Here is a 24,570-nt window from a genome sequence, read left to right as displayed (position 1 = left end):
CGTCAAGCCCCGTCCCGGGTTCGGGCGCACGAGCCTCGGCGTCGGGGAGTCAGACCAAACCAACCGAATGCACGAAAGACACATCGATCATGCCCGACACGTCCAGCACCACCGACATCGCCGCCGCCTCCGAGAGCCGGCCCTCCGCGGAACGTCGTCCTACTTCGAGGAGCATTCACGTGCCTGCCAGCAGCGCTGCCGCCGACCGCGCGGCTCAGACCCTGTCCCGCCCGTTCACCCTGCGCGGGCTCACCGTCCCGAACCGGATCGTCATGGCGCCGATGACGCGCGACTTCTCGCCGGGCGGCGTCCCCGGTGCCGACGTGGCGCGGTACTACGCGCGCCGGGCGGCCGGCGGGGTCGGGCTGATCGTCACCGAGGGAACGTACATCCGTCACGACGCGGCGGGGGACAGCATCCGGGCGCCGCTGTTCCACGGCGAGGACGCCCTGGCGGGCTGGAAGAACGTGGTGGCGGAGGTGCACCGCGCGGGCGGCCGGATCATGGCGCAGATCTGCCACGTCGGGGTGCAGCGCCCCGAGGGCGCGGGCCCGGTCCCCGACGCCCCGACGGTCAGCCCGTCGGGTATCGGGCTGGACGGCGCCCCGGCCGGTAAGGCCATGACCCAGGCCGACCTGGACGCGGTGATCGCCGCCTTCGCCGAGGCCGCCGCCGCGGCCGAGCGCACCGGCTTCGACGGCGTCGAAGTGCACGGCGCCCATGGCCTTCTGATCGACCAGTTCCTGTGGGAGCGCACCAACCGCCGCACCGACGGCTACGGCGGTGACCCGGTCGCCCGTACCCGGTTCGCCGCCGAGATCGTGGCCGCCTGCCGGAAGGCCGTCTCCGCCGACTTCCCGATCGTCTTCCGCACCTCGCAGTGGAAGCTGAACAACTACGACGCGCGGCTGGCCACCACCCCGCAGGAGCTGGAGGCGGTCCTCACCCCGCTCGCGGAGGCCGGGGTGGACGCCTTCCACTCCTCCACCCGCCGGTACTGGGTGCCGGAGTTCGAGGACTCGGACCTGAATCTCGCGGGCTGGACCAAGAAGCTCACCGGCAAGCCCACCATCAGCGTCGGCTCCGTCGGCCTGGACAAGGCGTTCAAGCCGGGGTTCGAGAGCGGGAGCCGGACCGGGGTGGCGGGCATCGAAAACCTGCTGGACCGGCTGGAGCGGGACGAGTTCGACCTGATCGCGATCGGCCGGGCCCTGATCGCCGACCCGGAGTGGGCTCGCAAGGTCCTCACCGGGGACACGGAGGCGCTGATCCCGTTCGCCGCCGACCAGGTCGCCACCCTGCACTGACGTCGGGTCCCGGCGTCCGCCCTCACCGATTCAGCTCAGGCACGATGGCCCACTTTCCGCCGCACTGAGACGGTTGCCCCGATTGGCGCCGCGTTGGCGCCGCCTCGGATGAGGCAGGTCGGATGAGGCAGGGAGAGCGGGACATGTCGAAGCGGCTGCACGTGGGCAATCCGAGCTACCAGACCACGAAGGAAGACCTGGAGAAGGCTGGATTGCCAGGAGATGAACGGACGGTGCGTCACCGTCACCGAGGCACGGGCCGTTTCGCGCGGCGGGCGGTGAGCGAGCGCTACGGCGGCGGCCGCGCGAGCGTGCGGTTGTCTAGTTCCTCGGCGTGGGGATGGTTTGTGGCCATCACCAAGTACGGAGTCGAATGCGATGAGTGGATCGGCAACAAGTCCCCTCCCGCCAGCAAGTACCTACTCTGGGGTAAGTGCCTCCAGGCGGTGGCGGACGGAAGGGTATGTCCAGATGACTGAGCGTGGGTTCTACTGCGGATTGGACGCCGCACTGTCCGTCGTCGGGGGCAGGTGGAAGTTTCTGGTGCTGTGGCAGCTCGCCGTGCACGGTCCCCAGCGGTTCGGCCAGCTGCGCCGCCTTGTCGACGGCATTACCGAGAAAGTGCTGATCGGTGCGCTCAAAGACCTTGAGGCAGACTGCATTGTCGTCCGCAAGGACTTCCAGGAGCTTCCCCCTCACGTCGAATACTCCCTGACACCGTTCGGCTCGAGTCTGGCTGAAGCGCTGCGCCCGCTGTGCGAATGGGGATACGCCCACATGGATCGGACCGGGGCGTTGGCGAGCCAACCCGTCAGATCCTGATGGATGACGATGCTTAGTCAGCGGCTGGTCACCGGGACGAGCTTCCGAAGGCATGAGCCCCTGGGTTGGCAGCCGACCGTCCTGGTCGTGTCGATCCGCCGCTACCGGTGCGCCGGCTGCGGACATGTGTGGCGCCAAGACACCAGCCGGGCCGCGGAACCGCGGGCGAAGCTGTCGCGCCGCGGGTTGCGGTGGGCCCTGGAGGCGATCGTGTGCCAGCATCGTGCGCGCCCCATGGCGATGAAGTCGAAGTGCCGCGCCTTACCGGCCCCCTCGAGGGCTCGTTCGGTGTCCCAGCCGAGGTTGTAGCAGCCGGTCAGCAGCGGCCACACGACGTTGACCTGCGCTGCTTCCGGGTGAACCGGGCACCTGCCGAATGGATGTGGCCACCGAAGTGCAGACGCCCGCCGGGCCGCATCGCCGCAGAGGCATCGGCGACGCTCCACGAGCCGAGTGAGGTCACGAGGGCCGTCGACGGAGGCGTGAGGCGGATCACGTCTGGCGGAGGCCAGATGGTCGCGGCTCGTGCGCATGGGTGCCGAGGGCGGGGCGACCTGTCGTTTCACGAGACCCGAAGCATCAGCCTGATCCATTGCGTGAAATGTGTGTACAGCTGTTAACGCGGTGTTTCGGCGGGAAGTTTGCGCCGTGCCGCCGGGCAATGGTTACGATCACGGCATGGTTACGGCTTGGTTGCGCTCCGGCATGCTGCGGCCCCGCTCCGCGGGGCCATTGCGTCTGCTGTGGCTGGCCGTGCTGGTGCTCGGCGTCCTGGTCACGCACGGCGCGAGCGCGGAGAGCGCCCAGGGGCACGCAATGGTCGGTGCAACCGCGCCCGCACACGCGTCCGCCGTGATGCAGGAAGGTCACACGAGCGGGGCCGGAGGAGGCGGCGCTGTCGCGAGCGCGTCGCCTGACGCTGCGGCAGCCGACGGCCAGCACGAGGGCGACGGTTCGCCCCACCCGGCTGAAGGCTGCGTCTCCGGCCAGCCCCAGCAGGACCTGTATCTGGCCGCTCCAAGTCTGTCCACACGGGGCCGGGTGCCAATGACACACCCGTTTGCATGGGGGAAGCCCGACCCCTTCCGGTCGAAGTCGGCCGTTCCTTCGTTGACGGGTTCGAGAGTCTCCGTGGTGCAGCAGGTCTAGATTCCGGCGTCCCCGACTGGCCGCCGCTCTCCTGAGAGATGACAGCCCGCCCTGCGGGACGGGTCGGCCACGTGGGGTCAGTTCCCGGCTCCCTGGACGTCCGTGGCCACACTTCCTCGTGTGGGTCGGACCGCTCCTCGGCGCCTGCCTGCTCGGATGCCTGCTGATCCCGATCCGCCGCTCACCCCACGCCGTGGGAGCGGCGGCCGCTCCCCGGAGGAACCGTGCCGTTACGCCCCCTTTGTCACGCTCACATCAGCCTCCCGGCTACCAGGGCTCGGCTGCTGCGGCTGCTGGTCTTCGTCCTCGGAGTCTTGCTGCTGTGGGCGCTCGGCTGTTCTGCCTCGCACGCTGACGACAGCCACACGCAGGGCCGGCCCTCGGCCTCAGCCGATCTCCCCCCGCTCGCGTCGGCAGACACCGAGCGTGCGATCCCCCACGGACCGCATCCACACTCCGGTGCGCATTGCGCGCCGTACGTGGTCAGCCAAGCCCCTCCGCAGGCCCGGCAGTTGTTCACGGACACCGCGGCCCCGGCCGTCTTCGCCGGAGCGGCGGCGGGAGTGACTGCCGCCGTGACCGGTCGGCAGTGGGTCGCTCGACACGGAGAAAGCAGACCCCGGATACGGCGTTCAGGACGCGCAACTCTCGCCGTCGTCTGCCGGTGGCGGATCTAGACGGGCCTTCGCGGCCATCGACACGGGCCGCGCGTGCTGCCACCAGGTCATCGAGGCGGATGCCTCTTCCTGGACCGGACGGCGCGCCCGACGAAACCCCGTCACACCACCGATGAGAGCGGAAGATGAACCCGCAGACCACAACCGAGATCACACTTCCCGCCCGCTCGGCCCTGTCCGGGCTCGTGGGCGACACCCCGGTTCTCCGGATCTCCGATCCCCTCACCCCCGCTGACCGGGGGTTCTGGGCGAAGCTGGAGGGTTTCAACCCCGGCGGGATCAAGGACCGGCCCGGCCTGTACATGGTCGAGCGGGCCCGCGCCCGTGGTGATCTGCGCCCCGGCGCCAGGATCATCGAATCCACCAGTGGCACCCTCGGCCTGGGACTGGCTCTGGCCGGCATGGTCTACCGCCACCCCGTCACCCTGGTCACCGACCCAGGGTTGGAGCGGTCCATGACCCAGCTGCTGACCACCTACGGAGCCCAGGTCGACGTCGTCCCCGAGCCCCACCCCACCGGCGGCTGGCAACAGGCACGGCGCGAGCGAGTGGCTCAGCTCATGGCGCAGCACCCCGGCTCGTGGTGCCCCGACCAGTACAACAATCCCGACAACACCACCGCCTACACCCCACTCGCGCTGGAGCTGGCCTCCGAACTGGGCCACATCGACGTGCTGGTGTGCAGCGTGGGTACCGGCGGCCACTCCGCCGGCGTCTCCCGGGTGTTGCAGACCCTGTACCCGGAGCTGAAGCTCGTCGGCGTCGACACCATCGGGTCGACCATCTTCGGGCAGCCGGCCCGCACCCGGCTGATGCGCGGCCTGGGTTCAAGCATCTACCCCCGCAACGTCGCCTACGACAATTTCAGCGAGGTGCACTGGGTGACACCGGCCGATGCGGTGTGGACCTGCCGCCGGCTCGCCGCCTCCCACTACGCCACCGGCGGCTGGAGCGTCGGCGCGGTCGCCCTGGTGGCGGGCTGGCTGGCCCGTACCCTGCCCGCGGACACGAAGATCGCGGCCATCTTCCCCGACGGCCCGCAACGCTATCTCGGCACGGTCTACGACGACGACTACTGCGCCGCCCACGGTCTGCTCGACTCCCCGCCGCCCGTCGAACCGGAAACCATCGGCCGTCTGGACGAGAAGGAAGTCAGCCGCTGGACCCGGTGCACCACCGTGGTCGACCCGCTCACCCTGTCCGACCCGGCGCAGGAGCACGACGCCGCAGAGCTGGCTGAGTTCGGCGCCCGGGAGGAGGGAGACCGGTGATGGACCGGCAGTCACGTTCCGGGGGAACCTGGGCGCAGATGCGCTCCTACCCGCGCAGCGTCCAGTTGCTGATGGTGAACCAGTTCTCCATCAACCTCGGCTTCTACATGCTGATGCCGTACTTGGCCGCGCACCTGTCCGGCACGGTCGGGCTGGCCGGCTGGGCCGTCGGACTCGTGCTCGGCATACGCAACTTCAGCCAGCAGGGGATGTTCCTGGTCGGCGGAACCCTGGCCGACCGGCTCGGCTACAAGCCGCTGATCATCGCCGGGCTGATGCTCCGCATCGTCGGCTTCGCGACCCTCGGACTGGTGGACGCGCTGCCCGCGCTGCTCGCCGCATCCGCGGCGACCGGACTGGCGGGCGCCCTGTTCAACCCGGCGGTGAGGGCCTATCTGGCGGCGGACGCCGGGGAGCGCAGGGTCGAAGCGTTCGGGCTGTTCAACATCTTCTACCAGGCCGGCATCCTGCTCGGCCCACTCGTCGGCATGGTGCTCACCGGTGTCGACTTCCGCGTCGCCTGCCTGGTGTCGGCCGGGATCTTCGCGCTGCTGAGCATCGTGCAGCTCCGCAGTCTGCCCGCCCGCCGGGCAAATGACGCGCCGGCCACCAAGGGAAGCGGCCAACAGGACGGCGTGCTGTCCCAGTGGCGCACCATCCTGGCCAACCGGCCGTTCCTGCTGTTCTCGATCGCCATGATCGGCTTCTACGTCATGCAGTTCCAGGTCTATCTCGCCCTGCCACTGGAAGTGCGGCGTCTGGGTGGCGATGGAACGTCCGGGACAGCGGCGGTGGCGATGCTCTTCGCTGTCTCGGGCTTGAGCACGATCCTCTTCCAGACCAAGATGACCGCGTGGTGCAAGGCCCGCATGGAGCCGGGCCGGGCCCTTGCCTGGGGCCTGCTCACCATGGGCGTGGCGTTCGTGCCCCTGCTGGTACCGACGGCCGTGCCCGTGCCGGAGGGCGGAGTGAGGCTGTGGCTGCTCGCGGCCGTGCCGCCCGCGCTCTCCGCTCTGCTCCTGGCGGTGGGGACGATGATCGCCTACCCGTTCGAGATGGACACCATCGTCCGGCTCTCCGGTGACCGCCTGGTCGCCACCCACTACGGGCTCTACAACACCATCTGCGGCGTCGGCATCACGCTCGGGAACCTGCTGACCGGGGCCTCTCTGGACGCCGCCCGCGCGGCCGGCGTCTCCGCGCTCCCGTGGATCGCGTTCTGCGCACTCGGCCTGGCCTGTGCCGCAGCCCTGTACGGACTGCACCGCACCGGCCGCCTCGCGCCGCCGGTACGCGAGACACAGCCCGAGTCGGTGTCTGCCTGACCCATGGTCCTGCGGCAGGGGGGACGAGCTTTCCTTCGTCCTCCCTGTCGGCCATGCGCCGGAACTGCCACCGTATGCGGCCGCCGGGGCGGCCGTTCCTCAACGAACCAGTAGGGATTGAAATCCACCGTGAGCTCGAAACCTGTCGTACTCCTGGCTGAAAAGCTGTCGCCCGCCACTATCGGCGCCCTGGGCCCGGACTTCGAGATCCGGCTCTGCGATGGCGCCGATCGAGCCGAACTCCTCCCCGCGATCGCGGGTGTCGACGCGATCCTGGTGCGAAGCGCGACCAAGGTCGACGCGGAGGCCATCGCCGCCGCCAAGAAGCTGAAGGTCGTCGCCCGCGCCGGGGTCGGCCTCGACAACGTCGACGTCTCCGCCGCCACCAAGGCCGGCGTCATGGTCGTCAACGCTCCCACGTCCAATATCGTCACCGCCGCCGAGCTCGCCTGCGGCCTGCTCCTCGCCACCGCGCGGAACATTCCGCAGGCCAATACGGCACTGAAGAACGGCGAGTGGAAGCGCAGCAAGTACACCGGCGTCGAGCTGAGCCAGAAGACCCTCGGTGTGGTCGGCCTCGGCCGCATCGGCGTGCTGGTCGCCCAGCGGATGTCCGCCTTCGACATGAAGGTCGTCGCCTACGACCCGTACGTTCAGCCCGCGCGCGCCGCGCAGCTGGGCGTCAAGCTCCTCACGCTCGACGAGCTGCTGGAGGTCTCCGACTTCATCACGGTCCATCTTCCGAAGACGCCCGAGACCGTCGGCCTGATCGGCGACGAGGCACTGCACAAGGTCAAGCCCGAGGTCCGGATCGTCAATGCGGCGCGCGGCGGGATCGTCGACGAGCAGGCACTGGCCAGCGCGCTCAAGGAAGGCCGCGTCGCCGCCGCGGGACTGGACGTCTTCGCCCAGGAGCCGTGTACCGACTCCCCGCTCTTCGAGTTCGGCAACGTCGTGGCCACCCCACATCTGGGCGCCTCGACCGATGAGGCCCAGGAGAAGGCGGGCATCGCCGTCGCCGAGTCGGTGCGGCTGGCGCTCGCGGGAGAGCTGGTCCCGGACGCGGTCAACGTCGAGGGCGGCGTCATCGCCGAGGACGTCCGCCCCTGCGTGCCGCTCGCCGCGAACCTCGGCCGGATCTTCACCGCCCTGGCCGGCGAGGTCGCGGTCCGGCTCGATGTCGAGGTCCACGGCGACATCACCCGGCACAACGTCAAGGTGCTGGAACTCTCCGCACTCAAGGGCGTCTTCGAGAACGTCGTCGACCAGGCGGTTTCCTACGTCAACGCACCACTGCTCGCACAGGAACGCAGGGTCGATGTGCGCCACACCACCAGCTCGACATCCCCCGACCACCACCATGTGGTGACCGTCCGCGGCACCCTGAACAGCGGTGAGCAGGTCGCGATCTCCGGCACGCTGGCCGGCCCCAGGAACATCCAGAAGATCGTGTCCGTGGGTCAGCACACCATCGACCTCGCGGTCAGCGACCACATGATCTTCCTGCGGTACAAGGACCGGCCCGGCATCGTCGGCACCGTCGGCCACGTACTCGGCGAGTCGGGCCTGAACATCGCCGGCATGCAGGTCTCCCGGTCCGTGCCGGGCGGTGAGACGCTCGCCGTCCTGAACGTCGACAGCAACGTCCCCGCCGACGTACTCAACGAAATCGCCCAGGAGACCGACGCCACCTTCGCCCGCTCGGTCACCCTCGGCTGACCCCATATCAAGATCGCAGGACCCGGGCCGCTCACCGCTTCGGCGGTGAGCGGCCCGAGGCCGCACGCTCTGCGCCGAGCTCGGTCTCATACCCAGGACTGACTTTCCGAACGGTTACCGGACGAGCGACATCACCCGCCACGTCCGCGCTGGCGTCCTCCACGGGGAGTTCTCGGCGCGGCCGGGGAGGACCTTCACCGGCGCGGTGGCGTCTGCGGCGGCCTTCTCCGCCAAGGCGCGCAGCCTGGGCTCCGATTCCACCGCGGTGACCTGCTCGACCGCCGTCGGATACGCCGGAATTCGCGCTCGTCCCCGCACCGATCTCCACCACTTCGCCTCGCGCGTCGGCGAGAAGTTCCGCGCGGTGTTCGAGGGAGCCATGCGCTTCGGCGAAGGCGTTGATCCGCGGGTAGATGCGCGCGCACAGCGGATGGGACACCGTCCTGGCCATGCCGGCTCCTCTGCGTCGACGGCTTCTGTGGCGTCGCGGTGCGGGATCGTCGGCGACCATGTGGGGGATCCCGCGTACTTGGCTTTCGGCCTTGTGGAGCCGGGCGAGGTGGTCGGATTTGTGGTCGCGGTGTCGGCGACGGCGAGGACACCTGCGGCCCGGCCGTCGACCGCGGCCAAGACCGGGGTTTTGCCTTCGCCCGAGATGCCGGCCGCGGCCGGGGCGAGGGAGTCGGTGTCCATGTCGGTATCGCCGAGCAGCCGGGCTGTGCCGACCAGGACCGTGTGGCCGTTCACTGTGGCCTACCAAACCGAGGCTTGGACCCAGGTCGGGGTTTCCACGTTCCGCACCCGTAAGACGCGGCCGGGGTGGGCGCTCCCTCTAAGTGCCCGCCTTGCCGAGCGCCATGACCTGGTCCTCGCCTGGACTTCCGCCCTGGCGCGCGCCTTCCCCCGCATCCCGCTCCTCCGGGGCGGGCGGCGCGAGGTGGCCCGACCGGTGGAGCTGTGCGCGGACGATGCGGCGGCGGCCCGTACCGACCGGCTCACTGTGGCCGAGGGGCTGCTGACGGTCGCCTCCGGTCGAACGCCGCACGCCGGTGCCCGCGGCGGCGCTCGCCGCCGGGGGCGGCACCGCCGCCCAGCGAGTGCGGCGCCTGATCGCCCCGCACCGGCCATTGGGTCGGGCTCGGATCGCGGCAGGGTCCCTCGCCGCCGCCGTGGCGCTCGCCCTCCCGGTACTTGTTTTTGGCCACGACGCGGCTGGCCACCGCGGTCCGGGTAGACGTGTCGAGCTCGGGCACCGCAGCCGCGTGACGTCGGTCACCGGCTGATACCGCTGGGCTCCTGGCCACTTCCGCTGCCATGCTCACGCTCCGTGAGGCCCTGGCTCGGTCACCTCTCGATGGGGACGCCGACCATCGAGCCGTAGTCGGTCCACGATCCGTCGTAGTTCTTGACGTTCACGTGGTCGAGCAGTTCGTGGAAGACGAACCAGGTGTGGGCACTGCGCTCACCGATCCGGCAGTACGCGATGGTGCCCCGGTCGAAGTCGACCCCCGCATCGCGTTAGAGGTCGCGCAACATCTCGTCCTTGCGGTCCTCAGTCTTGCTGTGACCGGATGAAATATCACTCAGAGTATTCATCCACGTTTTACACCCGACCCGGGGCCGGCTGCGACGGGGCACCCTCCGCCAGTGCCGCGTCCATTGCTGTTATGTGGGGTCGAGGCCGTGACCGCGAAGCCAGGCCAAAGGGTCTATCGCGTCGCCACCGCCGGGATGCACTTCAAGGTGCAAGTGTGGCCCCGACGAGTTGCCTGAGCTTCCCGCGTAGGCGATGGCCTCTCCCGCCTTGACGTGGCCGGCGCGGACTTTGGCACTGGCGAGATGGCAATACCAGGTCTCGGTGCCATCGGGAGCGGTGACGATGACCATGTTTCCGTAGAACGGATTCCATTTGGCTTCGACCGTGCCGTCGGTGACGGCCATCACCGGGGTGTTCATGGGCACGGGGAAGTCGAGTCCGGTATGCCGGCTCGACCACATGGAGCCGGCCGCTCCGAACAGTTCGCCGACTCCTCGCTGTGCAACGGGAAGAGCGAACTTCGGGCGGAGCGCCTCCTTGCGTGCGGCTTCCGCCTTTCTGTGTGCGGCTTCGGCCGCCTTGCGCCTCTGCTCCTGCAGCTGACGTTGCTTGAGATCGATGCGTTGCTGCGTACGGCTGGCGCGATCGGCGAAGTCATCTGCGCCGCGTGTCACACCGGCGAGCTGCGCGTCGAGCTTGCCGTTGGCAGCCGATGGCTCGATGACCTGTGTCGCGTCCGGCGCGGCCTGTGTGGCCTGTTTGGCCTGTGTGGCCTTCTCATCCTGGTCGTCGACGCTGACGGAGACGGCCGCCGCTCCTGTGATGGCCATAACGACAGCGGACGGGACGGCGACGGTCAGGAGCGCGGATCGCCGGGCGGACGCACGACGGTTACGGACGTGGGCACGGCTCGGTCCGGGTGAGGCGATCCCCGCATCCTCGGTGGCGTCCTGGACGTGCGATACCAGGCAGGGCGGCTCATCGGCCGGAGAGGAAACGAGGTTCGGTGAGGCAGGAGACCCGCAGGAAGTGCCGGAATCCGCAGAGGCACCCGTACTCCACGTCCGTGTCTGTGACTCGGAGTCTTCGAAGCATGCTGTGGAGTCGACCCCATTGCGCCCTTGGCCGGTGGAGTCCCCCCACTGGGTTATGTACCCGCTCGGGTCTGCCGGGCCGAGGTCGGCCGCGGACGAGCTCATCTCCGCATGGCCGGGGGTGTCCCACATCGTAGTGGGGTCATAGCCGTAGGTGTTGCACGACAGCCGATGGTCGGGCTCGTCGTAAAGGGCGGCCGTGGTGTCGTACACGCTGGGCATCGCGCCGAACAGCGGGTCCTCGTCGTCGTAACCGCTAGATCTCACACCGCCGTGCTGGGCACCATCGTGGTAGTAGGCATGGTAGATCCCGTACGCGGCGTCGGGGGACTGAGTCCCGCCCGGGACCCAGTCCCCCGACGGCTGTCGCTCGTTAACCACTGGCTTCTCTTCTGTCTCGGCGGCAGGAGCACCGACGGCCACGGCTGAGTTCGAGCGGTACGCGGCATCGGTCATCGTCAACGGATCTCAGTACTCCAGCGAAGCCATCCCCTCGTGAGCAGGCGCCTGAGGTGGGAGCGCAGACCTCAGAGCGAGGTCGTGGATCCGCCATACGGCTAATCTACTTAACAATATAGTGGATGGTTGACCGGGGGTGGTTGGGCGGCGCGACCCACACCGATGCTGCTCCTGCTTGGCCTGGCCGCGATTCCCGGCTCGGTCGGCGGGACGTCGACCCTCTACCCGATCAGGGCGATGGATCGGGTTTCGTCTCGGCAGAGGTGCGGTGTGACGGATATCGCTCGTCGAAACGCCGCACCTTCCAGAGCGTCACGGCACCGATCCACGTCACCAGGAATGTGACCACGATGACGATGCCGATGGTGTTGAGGTCGATGCGGGTGAGCCACGACCAGGGCCGGTGGTCTGCCGCGCCCAGCTGCTCCGCCATCAGTGAGACCAGCTCCACGGTGCCGACGACGAAGGCGACGAAGATCGAAAGACCCGTCATCGTGAGGTTGTAGTAGATCTTGCGGAGCGGGTTGGAGAACGACCACTCGTACGCTTTCGCCATGAACACCCCGTCGGTGGTGTCCATCAAACTCATGCCGGCGGCGAAGATCAGTGGCAGGGCGATGATGGCGAGTGGTGGCAGCGTGCCGTCCGCAGCCGAGCCCGCCGCCAGGCCCAGCGCGCCGACCTGGGTGGCGGTGTCGAATCCGAGGCCGAAGAGCAGACCCACGAAGTAGAGCTGCCAGCTGTGCTCGATGAACCGGTTGTAACGGCCCTTGAAGACCCGGTTCATCAAGCCGCGGTCGGCGAGCAACTGCTCCAGTTCTTCCGGTTCGTGGCGGCCTGCCTTCGCCTCGCGCCAGGTGCGGACGATGCCGCGCAGCACCGACAGGTTCAATGCGGCGATCGAGTAGAGGAAGACGCCGGAGACCAGAGTCCCGATGACGCCGCCGATCTCCGCGAAGCCGGCCTGGAAGCGGTTCGCGGCCTGAGCGGCGAAGGCGATGCCGACGGAGAGGCCGAACACGACGGACGAGTGGCCGAGGGAGAAGGCCAGGCCCAGCCCGAGCGGGCGTTTGCCCTTCTGCAGCAGGTAGCGGGTGGTGTCGTCGATGGCCGAGATGTGGTCGGCGTCGAAGGCATGGCGCATGCCGAGCGTGTAGGCCAACCCTGCGGCCCCCGCGTACAGCAACCGCCCCCGGCTGTCGGCGAGGCCGTGGTAGCGCGCGTTGTAGTAGGCGAACAGTCCGAACCCCGCGATGTGCAGCGCCGCCACCACCCCGTACATAGCTGCGAGCCGATGTATCTCGCCTCGGTCGAAGCGGCGGACTCGTGCAGTCATGGACGGCTTCCCTCGGGAATGATCTCGTGATGTGACTTCCTGCGATGGCAGCTTATGTGCAACCACCATGCAGTAGGCGGGCGCGGGCCGTCTGTTCGGGCAGGGAGAAATCCATGGGCAGTGCCCCCGTCGACAGCAAGCCCGCGCCCCGCCTCCACGGCAGGATTGTCGGCGCGGCCGACATGGCGTTTCGCTGAGGGGTCAGTGGCCGCCGCTCGATCCGACGGCGAGGCGCTTGGTAAACGTCTTGCCGCCGTCCTTCGACTCGTAGACGCCGCTCTGCGTCGCGGCCAGGACGTGCTGGGCGTCGACGGCGGTGAGCGCCTGAGGCTGTCCGCCGGGGACGGTGGCGAGCTTCTTCCATGTGGTGCCGCCGTCGGTGCTGCGGCTCAGCCTGCCGGAGGTGTCGATGCCGTAGAGGGCGTTCTTGGCCTTCCAGGAGAGGAAGGCCATCACTGGCTGCTTGCCCTCGGCGAAGGTCTTGCCGCCGTCCGTACTGCGGGCGACTCCTTCCGCGGTGGTGGCGAGCACGAGATCGGCGTCATCCGGGTTGACCGCGATGTCGAGCGCCTGGAACGTGGCTCCGTCCCTCCAGGTGGTGCCGTCCTTGCTGGTGCGGAGCAGGCCGCCTGTGGAGTCGTAGCCGTAGACGGTGCCGTGTGCGTAGTCCAGGGCGTGGAAGTCGGACTTCCCTGAGAGGGAGAGCGACCTCCAGCTCCTGCCCGCGTCGGTGCTCTTGATCAGTCCCTTGTCGCCGGGACCGTCCGCTCCGGAGGCAGGGTGGCCGCTGGCGTAAAAGGTCTTGCCCTGGGCCACCGTGAAGCCCATGAAGTCGTCCTTGCTGTCGCCCACCAGTTTGGGATTGCCCTTGGGGCCGGGGGTGTAGATGCCTTCGTGGGTCGCGACGTACAGGCGCTGGTCGGACGGGTCCAGCCCGAGTCCGTGGATGTGGCTGACAGTCGTGACGGCATCGGACGAGTCCGTGTCGCCGTCTCCGCTGGAGCAGGCGGCCAGTGTGAGGCCGAGGGCGACGGCGGTGGCTGCCTGGACGGCGCGGTGCGTCTTCATGGGTCCTCGTCGAATCGTGGAGGCGGGCCGGGACATGACCGGGCGCGGCCCGAGTAAGGAGTGTGGGGGCGGTGACCGCCCCGGGCTCACCGGAGTGACCGGCTGAGCCCGGAACGGTCAGCGTGTGATCGGATCAGAGCTTGTCGAGCATGCCCTGGAGTTGCTTGACCTCGGCGGTCTGGGTCTTCACCACATCGTCGGCGAGCTTCTTCGCCGTGGCGTTCTTACCGTTCTTCTGCTCGTCCTTGGCCATGTCGATCGCCCCGTTGTGGTGGCCGATCATCATCTGCGCGAACATCTTGTCGAAGTCCGCGCCCTTGGCGGCCTTCAGCTCCTTCATGTCCTTGTCGGACATCATCCCGGGCATGCCCGAGTTGTCAGAGCTGCCGGAACCGTGATCCATACCGGGCATGCTGCTGTCGGAGCCGTGGTCCATGCCGGGCATGCTGCTGCCCGACTCCGGCTTGCCCCATGCCTTGAGCCAGGACTTCATCTTCTTGATCTCGGGATCCTGAGCCTTCTCGATGTCCCCGGCGAGGGTCTTGATCTTGGCGTCCTGCGCCTGCTCGTCGGCGAGCTTGGACATCTCGACGGCCTGCTCGTGGTGGGGGATCATCATCTGCGCGAATTTCACGTCCGCGTCGTTGAACGTGCCCGGTGCGGGGTTCTCCCCGGTGGTCGCGCTCGCCGAGGCGGAGTTCTTGCTCTTGCTCCCGTGGTCCATGCCGCTCATGTCGTCGTCGTTGCCACAGGCGGCGAGGACCAGGCCTGCGGCGGCGACGGTGCTGACGAGAGCGATGCGGCGGACGCGCGGACGCAGCGTGCTGCGCTTGATGGCGGTCATGTCGAAAACCTCGTGTTGTCTGTTCTGCGGAAAGCCTGTCGAACGGGGTACGCGGGCAGCGCGAGCCGCCCGCGGTGGCGTTCGGCCTAGATCCGCAGGACTGACAGTTGAGCGAGGTCAGGTGGTCTGGGCGGAGGGGGATTGGGGCGCAGGACCGCCACGGCGGCATCGCGAAGCCGTGCCAGCCAGTCCGTCCCGCGGCTCAGAACCGCCCGGAGAAGACTGGCGAGAATCCATGTGCCGAGCACGGCCACGCACAGCGAGGCCATGTCCATCCCCATGGCCGGGGAGTGGGAGGACGTCTTGCCGTCCTGATGCGAGTCCGACGTGTGCGAAGAGACGACAACGCCCTGCGGCGAGGCCATGCCGCCGCCTGGGTGGGCGGTGGTGGCCGATGCGTGAGCCGCTCCCATGCTCGTGTCGGCGGCGCTGTCGGGATGGCCCATCGAGTGCATCACGAAAATGCCCATCGCGAGCACGACGACGAGCAGGAGGTGCCCGAGGGCGCCTCCCGTTCGTGCGCATCGGCTCACATGCACGTCGTGGCTCCATCCGTGGTCGCTTCGCCGTCCGACACTACCGAAGCGGACCGGATCATGCCGTGTGGTTCGGGCGTAGGGGTGACCTACTAAGCTGTTTGGTAGTAATGGTAACGGCAGAAAGGCGGGCGCATGCGTACGTGGACGCCACATCAGTGGGTGACGGCGGCGGCCGTGGCCCTTGTCGCCGGAACCGCGATCGGTGTGCCGACCGGAGTCGTACCCACGCCCTTCTACACCCGGATGACCCCGGTGCTGTGGTGGAACTATCCGGTCTGGGTGGCGTCATCGCTGCTCATGGGACTGCTGGTGGCGACGTACATGCATGGGCCTCAGGCCGCGCGGGCCGAGGGACCGCGAGGGCGCCGGGCGCTGCTCGCGGGCGTGCTGTCCGCGTTCGCCGTCGGCTGCCCGATCTGCAACAAGCTGGTGGTGCTGGCCCTCGGAGTGAGCGGAGCCCTCTCGTACTGGGCCCCCGCACAGCCAGTCCTGGCCATGGCCTCGCTGGCACTGCTCGCACACGCCCTGGTACGGCGTCTGCGTACGGCCGCCGCTTGCCCCGCACCGGCCGCGCCTTCTCGTCAAGGCCCCGCAGGGCTCCAGGACTCTGCCCACTACGATGAGCGGTCACTGGTGCCGGAGGCTTCGCATTCCGGGGGCGAGGGGAGCGAACGTGCGTCAGCTGGGTGAACTCGAGGCGGAGATCATGCACCGCCTGTGGGCCTGGGGGCGGCCGGCGACCGCACGTGACGTACTGGTGGACCTCAGCAAGAAGCGGCCTATCGCCTACAGCACGGTGAAGACCGTGGCCGACATTCTGCACGGCAAGGGCATGCTGAAGCGGCACAAGGAGGGGCGGGCCTGGGTGTACGAGCCCACGTGCACCCGGCAGCAGTACACGGCGTCGCAGATGCAGGAGGCGCTGGGCGGCAACCCGGATCCGGTCGGAACTCTGGTCAGTTTCATCGAACAGATCACGCCGGAAGAGGCAGACGCCCTACGCTCGGCGCTCCGAGCGGCCAAAAAACGGAGCGACGCGTGATCACAGCTGTGGCACTGGCCGGATACGCGGCCCTGGTGGGCGCCGCGATGCCGCCTCTGCTGTCACGGGCACGGTGGCCCCACCGTGCTCCAGCCATAGCGGTCCTGGCGTGGCAGGGACTCATGGTGACGTTCGTCGTCGCCGCCGCTCTCGCGGTGTACCACCTGGTCCTGACCGAGCGCCATGTACATGAGGGCCTCCTCGGCCTGCTCAGCGTCTGCGGCTTGGCCGGCGACGCCCCGGTAAGCGAATCCGCGCCCACCCTCGCGGACGCCCTGGCGCTCAGCGGCCCCGCCGTGATCGTGCTGCTGCCTCTGGGCTGGTTCGCGCTCTGCACCTGGCGGGCCCGCCGGGCGCGGCAGCGTCACCTCGACATGCTCGTCCTGGTCGGCGAGCCGGCCCCCGGATACGACGCCACGGTCGTGGACCATGGCGCACCCGCCGTGTACTGCCTTCCCGGGCGTCGGCGTCGTGTCGTCATCACCCGGGGGGCCCTCGACGTCCTGTCCGATCCGCAGATGCGTGCCGTACTGGAACATGAGCGCGCTCACATCGACGGCAGGCACCACCTTCTCCACCTGCTCGTGGACGCGTTCTCCCGTGCCTTCCCCGGCCTGCCGCTCGCCCGGCACGCCAAGGAGCAGATCGCGCTGCTGGTAGAGATGATCGCGGATGACAGAGCCCTGCGCAGCCACTCCAGGGACGCACTGGCGACCGCCATGTGTGAGGTGGCCGCGGGACAGGCGCCGCGGGGAGCCCTGGGCGTCGGCGGGCCGGGTGCCCTCATCCGGCTGCGCCGCGTCCTCACACCGCAACCCCGGCCGCACCGTGTGACGTGGCTGGGTGTCGTGGCGGCCAGTGCGGCGGCTCCGCTGCTGCCCCTGCTCGTGGCCTGCGGCCCCTGACCACACCGGCCCCCGCCCCGACTCCTGGCCCACACACCTCCCGGGAGCCCCGGCCCGCCTTCCTGCCTGCGCCAGGGGCGCCGCTCGAGCAGAGGCTCCCGGTGAGCGAGGTGCTGCCGACAGCATACTGCTATGCCGCTTAGCGAGTAGCGGCAGGGGGGGCGAGAACGTAGCGGGGGGTACCGGAGTGCCGGAGATGCAGTACGGAGCCCGGGGCACCGTACCGATCGCTGCTGCCAGGCACGAAGGAAAGGCATTCCTGGCGTGGCCGAGGGAGCCTTGCCTCGAGGTGATCGATCCAAACTGTTGCTAAGTAACTTAGCGGATAAGCGTATGCTGACTGGATGCAACTCGCCTACCTGCCCAGTCCGGCGCAAGGAGTCGTACACCTGGGGCCACTGCCTCTGAGGGCGTACGCCTTCTGCATCATCCTGGGCATCTTCGTGGCCGTTTGGCTCACCCGACGACGTTGGGCCGCCCGCGGGCACGACCGCCATGAAGTCGACGACATCGCGATCTGGGCCGTTCCGTTCGGCATCGTCGGCGGCCGTCTGTACCACGTGATCACCAGTCCCGACGCCTACTTCGGCGAAGGCGGCAATCCATGGAAGGCCCTGCGGATCTGGGAGGGCGGACTGGGCATCTGGGGCGCAGTCGCGCTCGGTGCGCTCGGTGCCTGGATCGGCTGCCGACGCCGAGGCGTCTCCCTGCTCGACTTCGCGGACGCCGTGGCACCCGGCCTCGCCCTGGCCCAGTCCGTCGGCCGCTGGGGCAACTGGTTCAACCAAGAGCTGTACGGGCGACCAACGACGCTTCCGTGGGGGCTGAGGATCGACCCCGCGCATCGCCCAGGAGCCAGCCCCGATATCGCGACGTACCACCCGACATTTCTTTACGAGTTCCTGTGGAACATCGGCGTCGCCTTCCTGCTGATCTGGGCCGGTCGGCGGTTCGCCCTGAAGCGGGGCCAGACCTTCGCCCTCTATGCCGCCTCGTACACGGTCGGCCGCTTCTGGATCGAGTATCTGCGCATCGACGAGGCCCACACCTTCGCGGGGCTTCGCCTCAACGACTGGACCTCGATCACCGTCTTCTCCGCGGCTGTGGTCCTCCTCATCCGTTCGGCGAGGCGCGGTGAGCGCGAGGCCCCGACGGACTCGGACACCGCACCCGCACCCGCATATCCGGAAGAGAGAACCGTGGTATGACCAAGGAAGCACAAAAGATCAGGGTGAGCCGACTGCACACCCGCTCCCGGGCCTCTCGGATCGTCGGGTGGTCCCTTCTCGGGCTCAGCCTGATCACGTTGGTGGTCAACTGGATCGAGGAGTTCACCGATGCCGTGACGATCCTCCCGGGCGGCCATTCACCCTTTTATCTGGCGGGAAGCATGTGCGTCATCGTTGTCGGGGCATGGCGGGCCGGTATCTTCGACGCCAAATAGGTCGCGACTGCATCGCATGGGTGGCTCGGGGAACACAGCCCGGTGCCCAGTGCCACAGACACTCCCCAGTGCCCGTTCGTCGCACTCGCGCTGCGCTGCTGCATGTTCGCGGGTCTCGACGGCGGATCCTGAAGAGCACTGCCGCCTCGACGGCGAGGTGCCCGGTCCACCGACCGGGCACCCCTTATGAGCGGCGCTGTGTACGCGGCACTTCTTTGTCCTGTCAGCAATTCATGTGAAGGACCGCAACCGCAGGCTGTTGGTCACCACGAAGACCGAGGAGGACGCCATCGCGGCGCCCGCGATCATCGGGTTGAGCATGCCGGCGGCGGCCAGGGGCAGGGCGGCGACGTTGTAGCCGAAGGCCCAGAAGAGATTGCCCTTGATGGTGCCCAGGGTCTTCCGGGAGAGCCGGATCGCGTCCGCGGCCACCCGGAGGTCACCACGTACGAGGGTGAGGTCGCCCGCTTCGATCGCCGCGTCCGTGCCCGTTCCCATGGCCAGGCCCAGGTCCGCGGTGGCGAGGGCGGCAGCGTCGTTGACACCGTCGCCCACCATCGCGACCGTACGGCCTTCGCCCTGGAGGCGCGGCAGTTCCCCCCAGGGAACAGGTCCACGGGTGGCTGAAGGCCGGGGTGATGGATCGCGGTCGATTCGCGCCAACTGAGGAGGGAACTCCTCAAGGCGGCGTGATCAGCCCTCTGCTGCTGAACATTGCCTTGCATGGAGTGGAACAGGCTGCCGGTACTCGACCGAGAAAGGACGCGAGTCCTGGTCGATGCCGGACTCTCCGGTCCCGATCCGTTACGCCGACGACTTCGTCGTGCTCTGCCACGGTGAAGACCAAGCGCACCTGGTCAGGACGCGGCTGGACGAATGGCTCAGGCCCCGGGGACTTCACTTCAATGAGGCGAAGACCCGAGTCGTGCACCTCCATGAGGGGTTCGGATCCTGGGCTTCACAGTGCGCCGCTTCGGGGAGAAGCTGCTCATCAAACCCAGCAAGGCAGCCGTCCTGAGGTTCCGGGAGCGGTTACGGACGGAGACTTTCTCCCCAAGCTGGCCTGGACGGGCATCGTCCGACACCGGATGGTCAAAGGGACGGCATCTCCGGATGATCCGTCCCTGATGGACTACTGGCACACCCGCCGCCGAACGAAGGCGCCGCCGCCGATGGACAAGATCAACGAACCTCTGCCTCGTGCACTCCGAATGCCATCGTCAACACCACGCGAACGACGGCAAACGGAACACACCCTGCTGACCTGCGAAGCCCATGGGGCTTGCTTGAGCCGAGCTGCGGGGAAAGCCCGCACGGCCGGTGTGCGCCGTGAGGCGCTTCGTTGTATCCCCGACCCAATCGGGAGGAACTTGGAGGAATGTTTCTGGGTCACCTGACTTAAGTACTGCAACGGTGCTTGTCGTGACTGGTGGGCAGGTCAGGGGCTGTGTCCGCGTCGTTTGTAGTGGCTGGTGCGGGCCTGGTGTTGTCGTCGTCGGCGCCAGGTCGACCAGTGCAGGATGTGCTCGACGGGTGTGGGTCGGCGGTCGGTGAGTCGGGTGATCAGCCGTCGTATCTCGGCGAGGCTGAGGTGGATGAGCTGGGAGGATCCGTTTCTGCTTTCCCGGCATCCAGCTCACGGGCTCGCAGGACGCTCAGGCAGGCATGGGCGGCCATGGCGAGGGTCATGTGGCGGTGCCACCCGGGATAGCGACGCACCTGGTAGTCGTCCAGGCCGCACTCCTGCTTCGCGCTCTGGAAGCATTCCTCGATGGCCCACCGGCTGCCCGCAATGCGGATCAGATCATCGAGCGTGGTCTCGGTGGGGCAGTAGGCGATGTAGTAGGAGATCTCTTGCGGGCGGGCAACGCTGCGGCGGGCGACCACCCAGTGGCGGCGGTCGGGCCGGTGCCAGGGCCGCACCTCGACACGGGCCCAGTCGTAGATCCGCAGGCCGTGGGCCCCGGTGCCGCAGGAACGGCGCTTCCATTTCTGCCGGGCAAGACCGGGAAACAGGTCGTGGACGGGATGGTCGATCGCCCAGCGGGTGACCACGGTGTCGTGCCGGGTGGTGGCCATGACGTGGAAGACGTCCGCCCGCTCCAGCTCCGACCGCCAGCCTTTGCTGAACCCGTAAGCGGCATCCGCGGTCACCCACCGAAACGGGATCTTGTCCGCGAGCGCGCGGCGGACCATCGCCTTGGCCATGGCCACCTTGGTCTCGAAGGCGACCTCGTCCTCGATGCCGGCCCGGCGGCACCTTTCGCGGTCGTCGGTCCAGGAGGCGGGCAGATACAGACGCCGGTCGATCAGCGTCCGCCCACGGTCGGTGGCATAGGCGAGGAAGACGCCGACCTGGCAATTTTCCGTGCGCCCGGCGGTGCCGGAGTACTGCCGCTGCACCCCGGCCGACCGCGTCCCCTTCTTCAAGAAGCCCGTGTCGTCCACGACCAGGACGGCATCGGGGTCGCCGAGGTTGTCGACCACGTACTGACGCACGTCGTCGAGCACCTCGTCGGCGTCCCACTCGATCCGGTTCAGCATCCGGTGGATACGGTCCGGGCCCGTATGGCCGGCTTCCTCCGCCAGCGTCCAGCCGTTCTTCCGCTGCAGCGGAGCGATCAGCCCCCGCATATAAGCAAGTGCCGACTCCCGGGGCTCCGATCTGCTGAAACGGTGCACGAACCGCTCATGCACAGCGTCCAGTTCAGCCGCCCACAACCTGACATCAGCAAGGTCCCCACCCACACCCACACCAACGACCGACCTGGCCATCAGTCACGGCAAGCACCGTTGCAGTATTAGAGCTTGTCTTACGTGGTGAGTTTCGCGAGCTTTTTGTAGCAGGTCAGGGCGGCTGCGAGGCCGAGGAAGGCCAGGAAGTGTGTGCCCTTTCGTTCGTATCGGACGGTCAGGCGCCGGTAGCCGAAGAGCCACGAGATCGACCGTTCGATCTTCCAGCGGTGTCGGCCGAGGCGTTCGCTGGACTCGATTCCGGGACGGGCTATACGTGGGACGATGCCACGGTTGCGCAGCCACGTCAGGCGCTCGGTGGAGTGGTACGCCTTGTCCGCGCGGGGCCTGCCGGGCCGGCGTCGTCGCGGTCCGCGTCGGGACCGGATCGCGGGAATGCCCAGGATCAGCGGCAGAAGTGCCTGGCTGTCGTGAACGTTCGCGCCGGAGACGCCGAGGGCGAGGGGTAAGCCCTGGGCGTCGGACAGGACGTGCAGTTTGCTGCCCTTCTTGCCCCGGTCGACCGGATTGCGCCCGGTCAGCGATCCCCCTTTTTCGCACGGACCGAGGCCGCATCCACGATGGCCGAGGTCCAGTCCAGCTCACCTCGCGCCCCGAGCTCGTCCAGGACGGCCTGGTGCAGCCGCCGCCACAGACCGGCCTCGGTCCACGCGGAGAACCGGCGGTGCGCGGTGGCCGACGAGACGCCGAACGTCTCCGGCAAATGCCGCCAGGCACAGCCACTGGTCAGCACGTACACCACGGCCGTGAACACGGCCCGCTCGTCCACCGGAGCCGTTCCGCCACCCTGCGGACGGGACGCGAAGGATGGAAGCAACGGCACAACGAGCGACCAGAGTTCGTCAGGAACCAGCCGCTGCGACAGACCAACACCCATAGCGCAACATCATGCCGCATCAACCTGACACCACGTGAGACAAGCTCTTACCTGGACGCGAAAGCGCGAGGGGACAAGAGCATGTCAGGAAAGCGGCGGCCGTCTGGAGACGTTCAGGGCGGGGTGCCGCAAGGCCCGCACGATAAGGCCAAGGCTGGATTGCTTGAAGTTCAATCTCCGGTGGTGAAAGTGCGCACCCGTCGGAATAACGTCTGAAACCGACGTCGCGTCATGCCCGGCCATGAACCGTGAAGCCGAGGCAACCTCCATGGCGCGAAACGCCGCCCAACGAGGGTGGTCAAGGAGATGAGTGAACGGCCTACGTCGTGCTCGATACGTACAGCGAAGACGTACCACGGGATCGCCTACGGGGCGCGAGCCCTATGGCGACGGAGGTGCCGTAGTAGTCGCAGGAGTAACGACCTGCCAAGGAGGCCGGGAAAACCGGGACCACAGGGCGAAGGGCACCAGGTGATCGAGATGTTCGGCGAAGGGAAGCATGCGCAATGCAGAGTGCTGAAACGGTGCTGAGCGTCCTCCGCAAGCGCGGTGAGAGAGGTTTGCCGGTCGAAAGGCTCTACCGGCAGTTATTCAACACGGAGTTGTTTCTGCTGGCCTACGGGCGCATCTATGCCAACAAGGGAGCGATGACTCCCGGGGCCACCAGGGAAACCGTGGATGGCATGTCCCTGGAGAAGATCCAGAGGATCATCGAATCGCTCCGCTGCGAGCGCTATCGATGGTCCCCGGCGAGACGCGTATACATCGAGAAGAAGGGATCAGCCAAGAAGCGTCCGCTAGGACTGCCGACTTGGTCGGACAAGCTCGTGGCCGAGGTAGTGCGCATGCTTCTAGAGGCGTACTACGACGTCCAGTTCTCCGACCGCTCCCACGGCTTCCGTCCCGGCCGGGGCTGTCACACCGCACTGAGTGAGGTGGAACGGTATTGGACGGGAACCCATTGGTTCGTCGAGGGCGATATCTCCGACTGCTTCGGCAGCCTTGACCATAGTGTCATGCTGTCGATCCTGTCGGAGAAAGTCCACGATGGCCGTTTCCTCCGGCTGATCGGGCACATGCTCAAGGCTGGATATCTGGAGGATTGGCGCTGGAATGCGACACTCAGCGGTGCTCCGCAAGGTGGAGTGGCCAGCCCGATCCTGTCGAACATCTACCTTGATCGGCTCGATCAGTTCGTTGAACAGTCGCTGCTGCCCGAATACAACCACGGCCAGCGTCGACAACCGAACCGGGAATACCGGCGGTTGGAGCACTGGATCCAAGGGGCGAGACGGCGCGGTTGCCGAAAATCGGTGCGGGAGCTCGAACCCCGGCGCCGAGCGTTGCCGAGCCAAGACCCCAATGATCCAGACTATCGACGGCTTCGGTATGTGCGCTATGCCGACGACTGGCTGCTGGGATTCGCCGGGCCCAGGCACGAAGCAGAGGAGATCAAGTCAAAGATTCGGGCGTTCCTGCGAGAGGAACTCGAGCTGGAACTTTCTGAGGCCAAGACGTTGATCACGCACGCCACCAGCCAGGCGGCGCACTTCCTCGGCTACGACATCAAATCCCAATACTCCAACGACAAGATCACCCGTAATCGACGGGCAGTCAATGGATCCATTGGGCTGTTTGTGCCCAGGCAGGCGATCAGGCAGCGATGCGCGCTCTACATGAGCAAGGGAAAACCGGCGCTGAGAGGTTCGGTCATGCGTGACGATGACTTCACCATCGTTGCGAAGTACCAGTCCGAGTTTCAAGGTGTCGTCCAGTACTACCTTCTGGCCCAGGACGTCTTTCGCCTGGGCAAGCTCCGATGGGTCATGGAGACTTCGATGCTCAAGACCTTGGCCGGGAAACATCGCAGCACGGTCACGAAGACGGCTCGAAAGTACAAGAGCATGATCGAGACGCCGGAAGGACCGCGCACCTGTTTCCAGGTCACTGTCGAACGCGATCGAGGGAGGAAACCACTGGTCGCCCGATTCGGGGGGATCCCGCTCAAACGACAGCGCACAGCGACCCTCACCGACCTCAAGCCCGTCATGGCCAGCAGCAAGCGCAACGAGCTGATTCATCGACTCCTCGCCGAATGCTGTGAGCTCTGCGAGTCACGGACACACCTGGAAGTGCACCATGTCCGCAAACTCGCCGACCTCAACCGCCCAGGACGGCGCGAGAAACCGGCATGGGTCCGCCTCATGGCGATGCGACGGCGGAAAACCTTGGTGATCTGCCGCCGCTGTCATGAAGACATCCATTCCGGGCGGCCCACTGCGCTCAAACGGACGTGATCACTGGAGAGCGGAATGCGGGGAAACTCGCCCGTTCCGTTCGGGAAGGGGCCGTCGGAAAAGGACCCGAGCCACGGGCACCTCGTCGGCGGCCTACTTCACTC

Annotated in this window: 21 protein-coding genes and 3 pseudogenes; 13 read left to right on the top strand and 11 right to left on the bottom strand. The window is 67.6% G+C overall.

Going from position 1 to position 24,570, the window contains the following annotated elements:
- The first annotated feature begins 179 nt into the window (after positions 1-179).
- The 7 genes and pseudogenes from KHP12_RS02745 to serA all read left to right on the top strand — a co-directional run bounded on the left by KHP12_RS02745 (position 180) and on the right by serA (position 8,270).
- The gene (locus KHP12_RS02745) at positions 180-1,307 is read left to right on the top strand and encodes an NADH:flavin oxidoreductase (RefSeq protein ID WP_211831342.1); all 1,128 of its coding nucleotides are present in this window, start codon (positions 180-182) and stop codon (positions 1,305-1,307) included.
- Positions 1,308-1,450: 143 nt separating this feature from the next.
- Positions 1,451-1,786 (top strand): hypothetical protein, encoded by a 336-nt coding sequence (locus KHP12_RS02740; protein ID WP_167442510.1) that lies wholly within the window; start codon positions 1,451-1,453, stop codon positions 1,784-1,786.
- A complete protein-coding gene (locus KHP12_RS02735) occupies positions 1,779-2,129 on the top strand; it encodes a winged helix-turn-helix transcriptional regulator (protein ID WP_086882043.1) in 351 nt (116 codons plus the stop codon). The genes KHP12_RS02740 and KHP12_RS02735 overlap by 8 nt, the downstream gene beginning before the upstream one ends.
- 51 nt (positions 2,130-2,180) lie before the next feature.
- Positions 2,181-2,351, top strand: a pseudogene (locus KHP12_RS02730) (ISL3 family transposase); the annotation flags it as partial.
- 1,729 nt (positions 2,352-4,080) lie between these two features.
- A complete protein-coding gene (locus KHP12_RS02725) occupies positions 4,081-5,226 on the top strand; it encodes a PLP-dependent cysteine synthase family protein (protein ID WP_086882045.1) in 1,146 nt (381 codons plus the stop codon).
- A complete protein-coding gene (locus tag KHP12_RS02720; RefSeq protein WP_086882046.1) occupies positions 5,226-6,551 on the top strand; it encodes an MFS transporter in 1,326 nt (441 codons plus the stop codon). Before KHP12_RS02725 ends, KHP12_RS02720 begins: the two co-directional genes overlap by 1 nt.
- Positions 6,552-6,680: 129 nt before the next feature.
- Positions 6,681-8,270 (top strand): phosphoglycerate dehydrogenase, encoded by a 1,590-nt coding sequence (serA, locus tag KHP12_RS02715; protein ID WP_086882071.1) that lies wholly within the window; start codon positions 6,681-6,683, stop codon positions 8,268-8,270.
- 114 nt (positions 8,271-8,384) lie between these two features.
- Here the strand turns inward: serA and KHP12_RS02710 are convergent, their stop codons facing one another.
- The 8 genes and pseudogenes from KHP12_RS02710 to KHP12_RS02680 form a co-directional block, all read right to left on the bottom strand.
- Positions 8,385-9,017 carry a hypothetical protein gene (locus KHP12_RS02710; protein WP_086882047.1) on the bottom strand — a complete coding sequence of 211 codons (633 nt, stop codon included), beginning with the start codon at positions 9,015-9,017 and terminating at the stop codon, positions 8,385-8,387.
- Between the two features lie 85 nt (positions 9,018-9,102).
- Positions 9,103-9,354: a hypothetical protein gene (locus KHP12_RS02705; protein WP_211831341.1), complete on the bottom strand. Its 252-nt coding sequence runs from the start codon at positions 9,352-9,354 to the stop codon at positions 9,103-9,105.
- Positions 9,355-9,614: 260 nt separating this feature from the next.
- Positions 9,615-9,779: pseudogene (locus KHP12_RS50420) on the bottom strand (sulfurtransferase); the annotation flags it as partial.
- 156 nt (positions 9,780-9,935) lie between these two features.
- Complete coding sequence (locus KHP12_RS02700) at positions 9,936-11,357, bottom strand: M23 family metallopeptidase (protein WP_211831626.1); 1,422 nt, start codon at positions 11,355-11,357, stop codon at positions 9,936-9,938.
- 232 nt (positions 11,358-11,589) lie between these two features.
- Positions 11,590-12,696 (bottom strand): HoxN/HupN/NixA family nickel/cobalt transporter, encoded by a 1,107-nt coding sequence (locus KHP12_RS02695; RefSeq protein ID WP_086882049.1) that lies wholly within the window; start codon positions 12,694-12,696, stop codon positions 11,590-11,592.
- Positions 12,697-12,897: 201 nt separating this feature from the next.
- Positions 12,898-13,764 (bottom strand): F510_1955 family glycosylhydrolase, encoded by an 867-nt coding sequence (locus tag KHP12_RS02690; RefSeq protein ID WP_086882050.1) that lies wholly within the window; start codon positions 13,762-13,764, stop codon positions 12,898-12,900.
- A gap of 133 nt (positions 13,765-13,897) precedes the next feature.
- Entirely contained in the window at positions 13,898-14,608 is a 711-nt protein-coding gene (locus KHP12_RS02685) for a DUF305 domain-containing protein (protein ID WP_211831340.1), read from the bottom strand.
- A gap of 86 nt (positions 14,609-14,694) precedes the next feature.
- Positions 14,695-15,147 carry a DUF6153 family protein gene (locus KHP12_RS02680; protein WP_086882052.1) on the bottom strand — a complete coding sequence of 151 codons (453 nt, stop codon included), beginning with the start codon at positions 15,145-15,147 and terminating at the stop codon, positions 14,695-14,697.
- A 132-nt stretch (positions 15,148-15,279) separates the two neighbouring features.
- Here KHP12_RS02680 and KHP12_RS02675 point away from each other — a divergent pair, with 132 nt between their 5' ends.
- From KHP12_RS02675 to KHP12_RS02655, 5 genes are all read left to right on the top strand, one after another.
- Positions 15,280-15,837, top strand: coding sequence for a hypothetical protein (locus tag KHP12_RS02675; protein WP_086882053.1), 558 nt, complete (start codon positions 15,280-15,282; stop codon positions 15,835-15,837).
- The gene (locus KHP12_RS02670) at positions 15,821-16,189 is read left to right on the top strand and encodes a BlaI/MecI/CopY family transcriptional regulator (protein WP_086882054.1); all 369 of its coding nucleotides are present in this window, start codon (positions 15,821-15,823) and stop codon (positions 16,187-16,189) included. The genes KHP12_RS02675 and KHP12_RS02670 overlap by 17 nt, the downstream gene beginning before the upstream one ends.
- Complete coding sequence (locus KHP12_RS02665) at positions 16,186-17,094, top strand: M56 family metallopeptidase (protein ID WP_086882055.1); 909 nt, start codon at positions 16,186-16,188, stop codon at positions 17,092-17,094. Before KHP12_RS02670 ends, KHP12_RS02665 begins: the two co-directional genes overlap by 4 nt.
- Positions 17,095-17,438: 344 nt before the next feature.
- Entirely contained in the window at positions 17,439-18,302 is an 864-nt protein-coding gene (lgt, locus tag KHP12_RS02660) for a prolipoprotein diacylglyceryl transferase (protein ID WP_086882056.1), read from the top strand.
- Positions 18,299-18,538, top strand: coding sequence for a hypothetical protein (locus KHP12_RS02655; RefSeq protein WP_037963147.1), 240 nt, complete (start codon positions 18,299-18,301; stop codon positions 18,536-18,538). The genes lgt and KHP12_RS02655 overlap by 4 nt, the downstream gene beginning before the upstream one ends.
- 231 nt (positions 18,539-18,769) lie before the next feature.
- Here the strand turns inward: KHP12_RS02655 and KHP12_RS02650 are convergent.
- The 3 genes and pseudogenes from KHP12_RS02650 to KHP12_RS02635 form a co-directional block, all read right to left on the bottom strand.
- Positions 18,770-19,126 (bottom strand): annotated as a pseudogene (locus KHP12_RS02650) (HAD-IC family P-type ATPase); the annotation flags it as partial.
- Between the two features lie 975 nt (positions 19,127-20,101).
- A complete protein-coding gene (locus KHP12_RS02640; protein WP_210609097.1) occupies positions 20,102-21,286 on the bottom strand; it encodes an IS701 family transposase in 1,185 nt (394 codons plus the stop codon).
- Positions 21,287-21,351: 65 nt separating this feature from the next.
- Positions 21,352-22,169 (bottom strand): IS5 family transposase gene (locus KHP12_RS02635; RefSeq protein ID WP_372455155.1). Its coding sequence is split into 2 segments (ribosomal slippage): positions 21,352-21,819 and positions 21,822-22,169, totalling 816 coding nucleotides; the frame shifts between segments, so codons are not numbered across the junction.
- A gap of 506 nt (positions 22,170-22,675) precedes the next feature.
- On the opposite strand from KHP12_RS02635, the gene KHP12_RS02630 reads away from it, so the two are divergent.
- Positions 22,676-24,466, top strand: a complete 1,791-nt coding sequence (locus KHP12_RS02630; protein ID WP_086882058.1) for a reverse transcriptase/maturase family protein — start codon at positions 22,676-22,678, stop codon at positions 24,464-24,466.
- Positions 24,467-24,570: the final 104 nt, after the last annotated feature.

Origin of the sequence: Streptomyces asiaticus (assembly GCF_018138715.1) — a bacterium.
Lineage (GTDB): Bacteria > Actinomycetota > Actinomycetes > Streptomycetales > Streptomycetaceae > Streptomyces > Streptomyces asiaticus.
The sequence above is the reverse complement of the archived record's forward strand: the minus strand, read 5'-3'. Positions and strand labels throughout refer to the sequence as shown.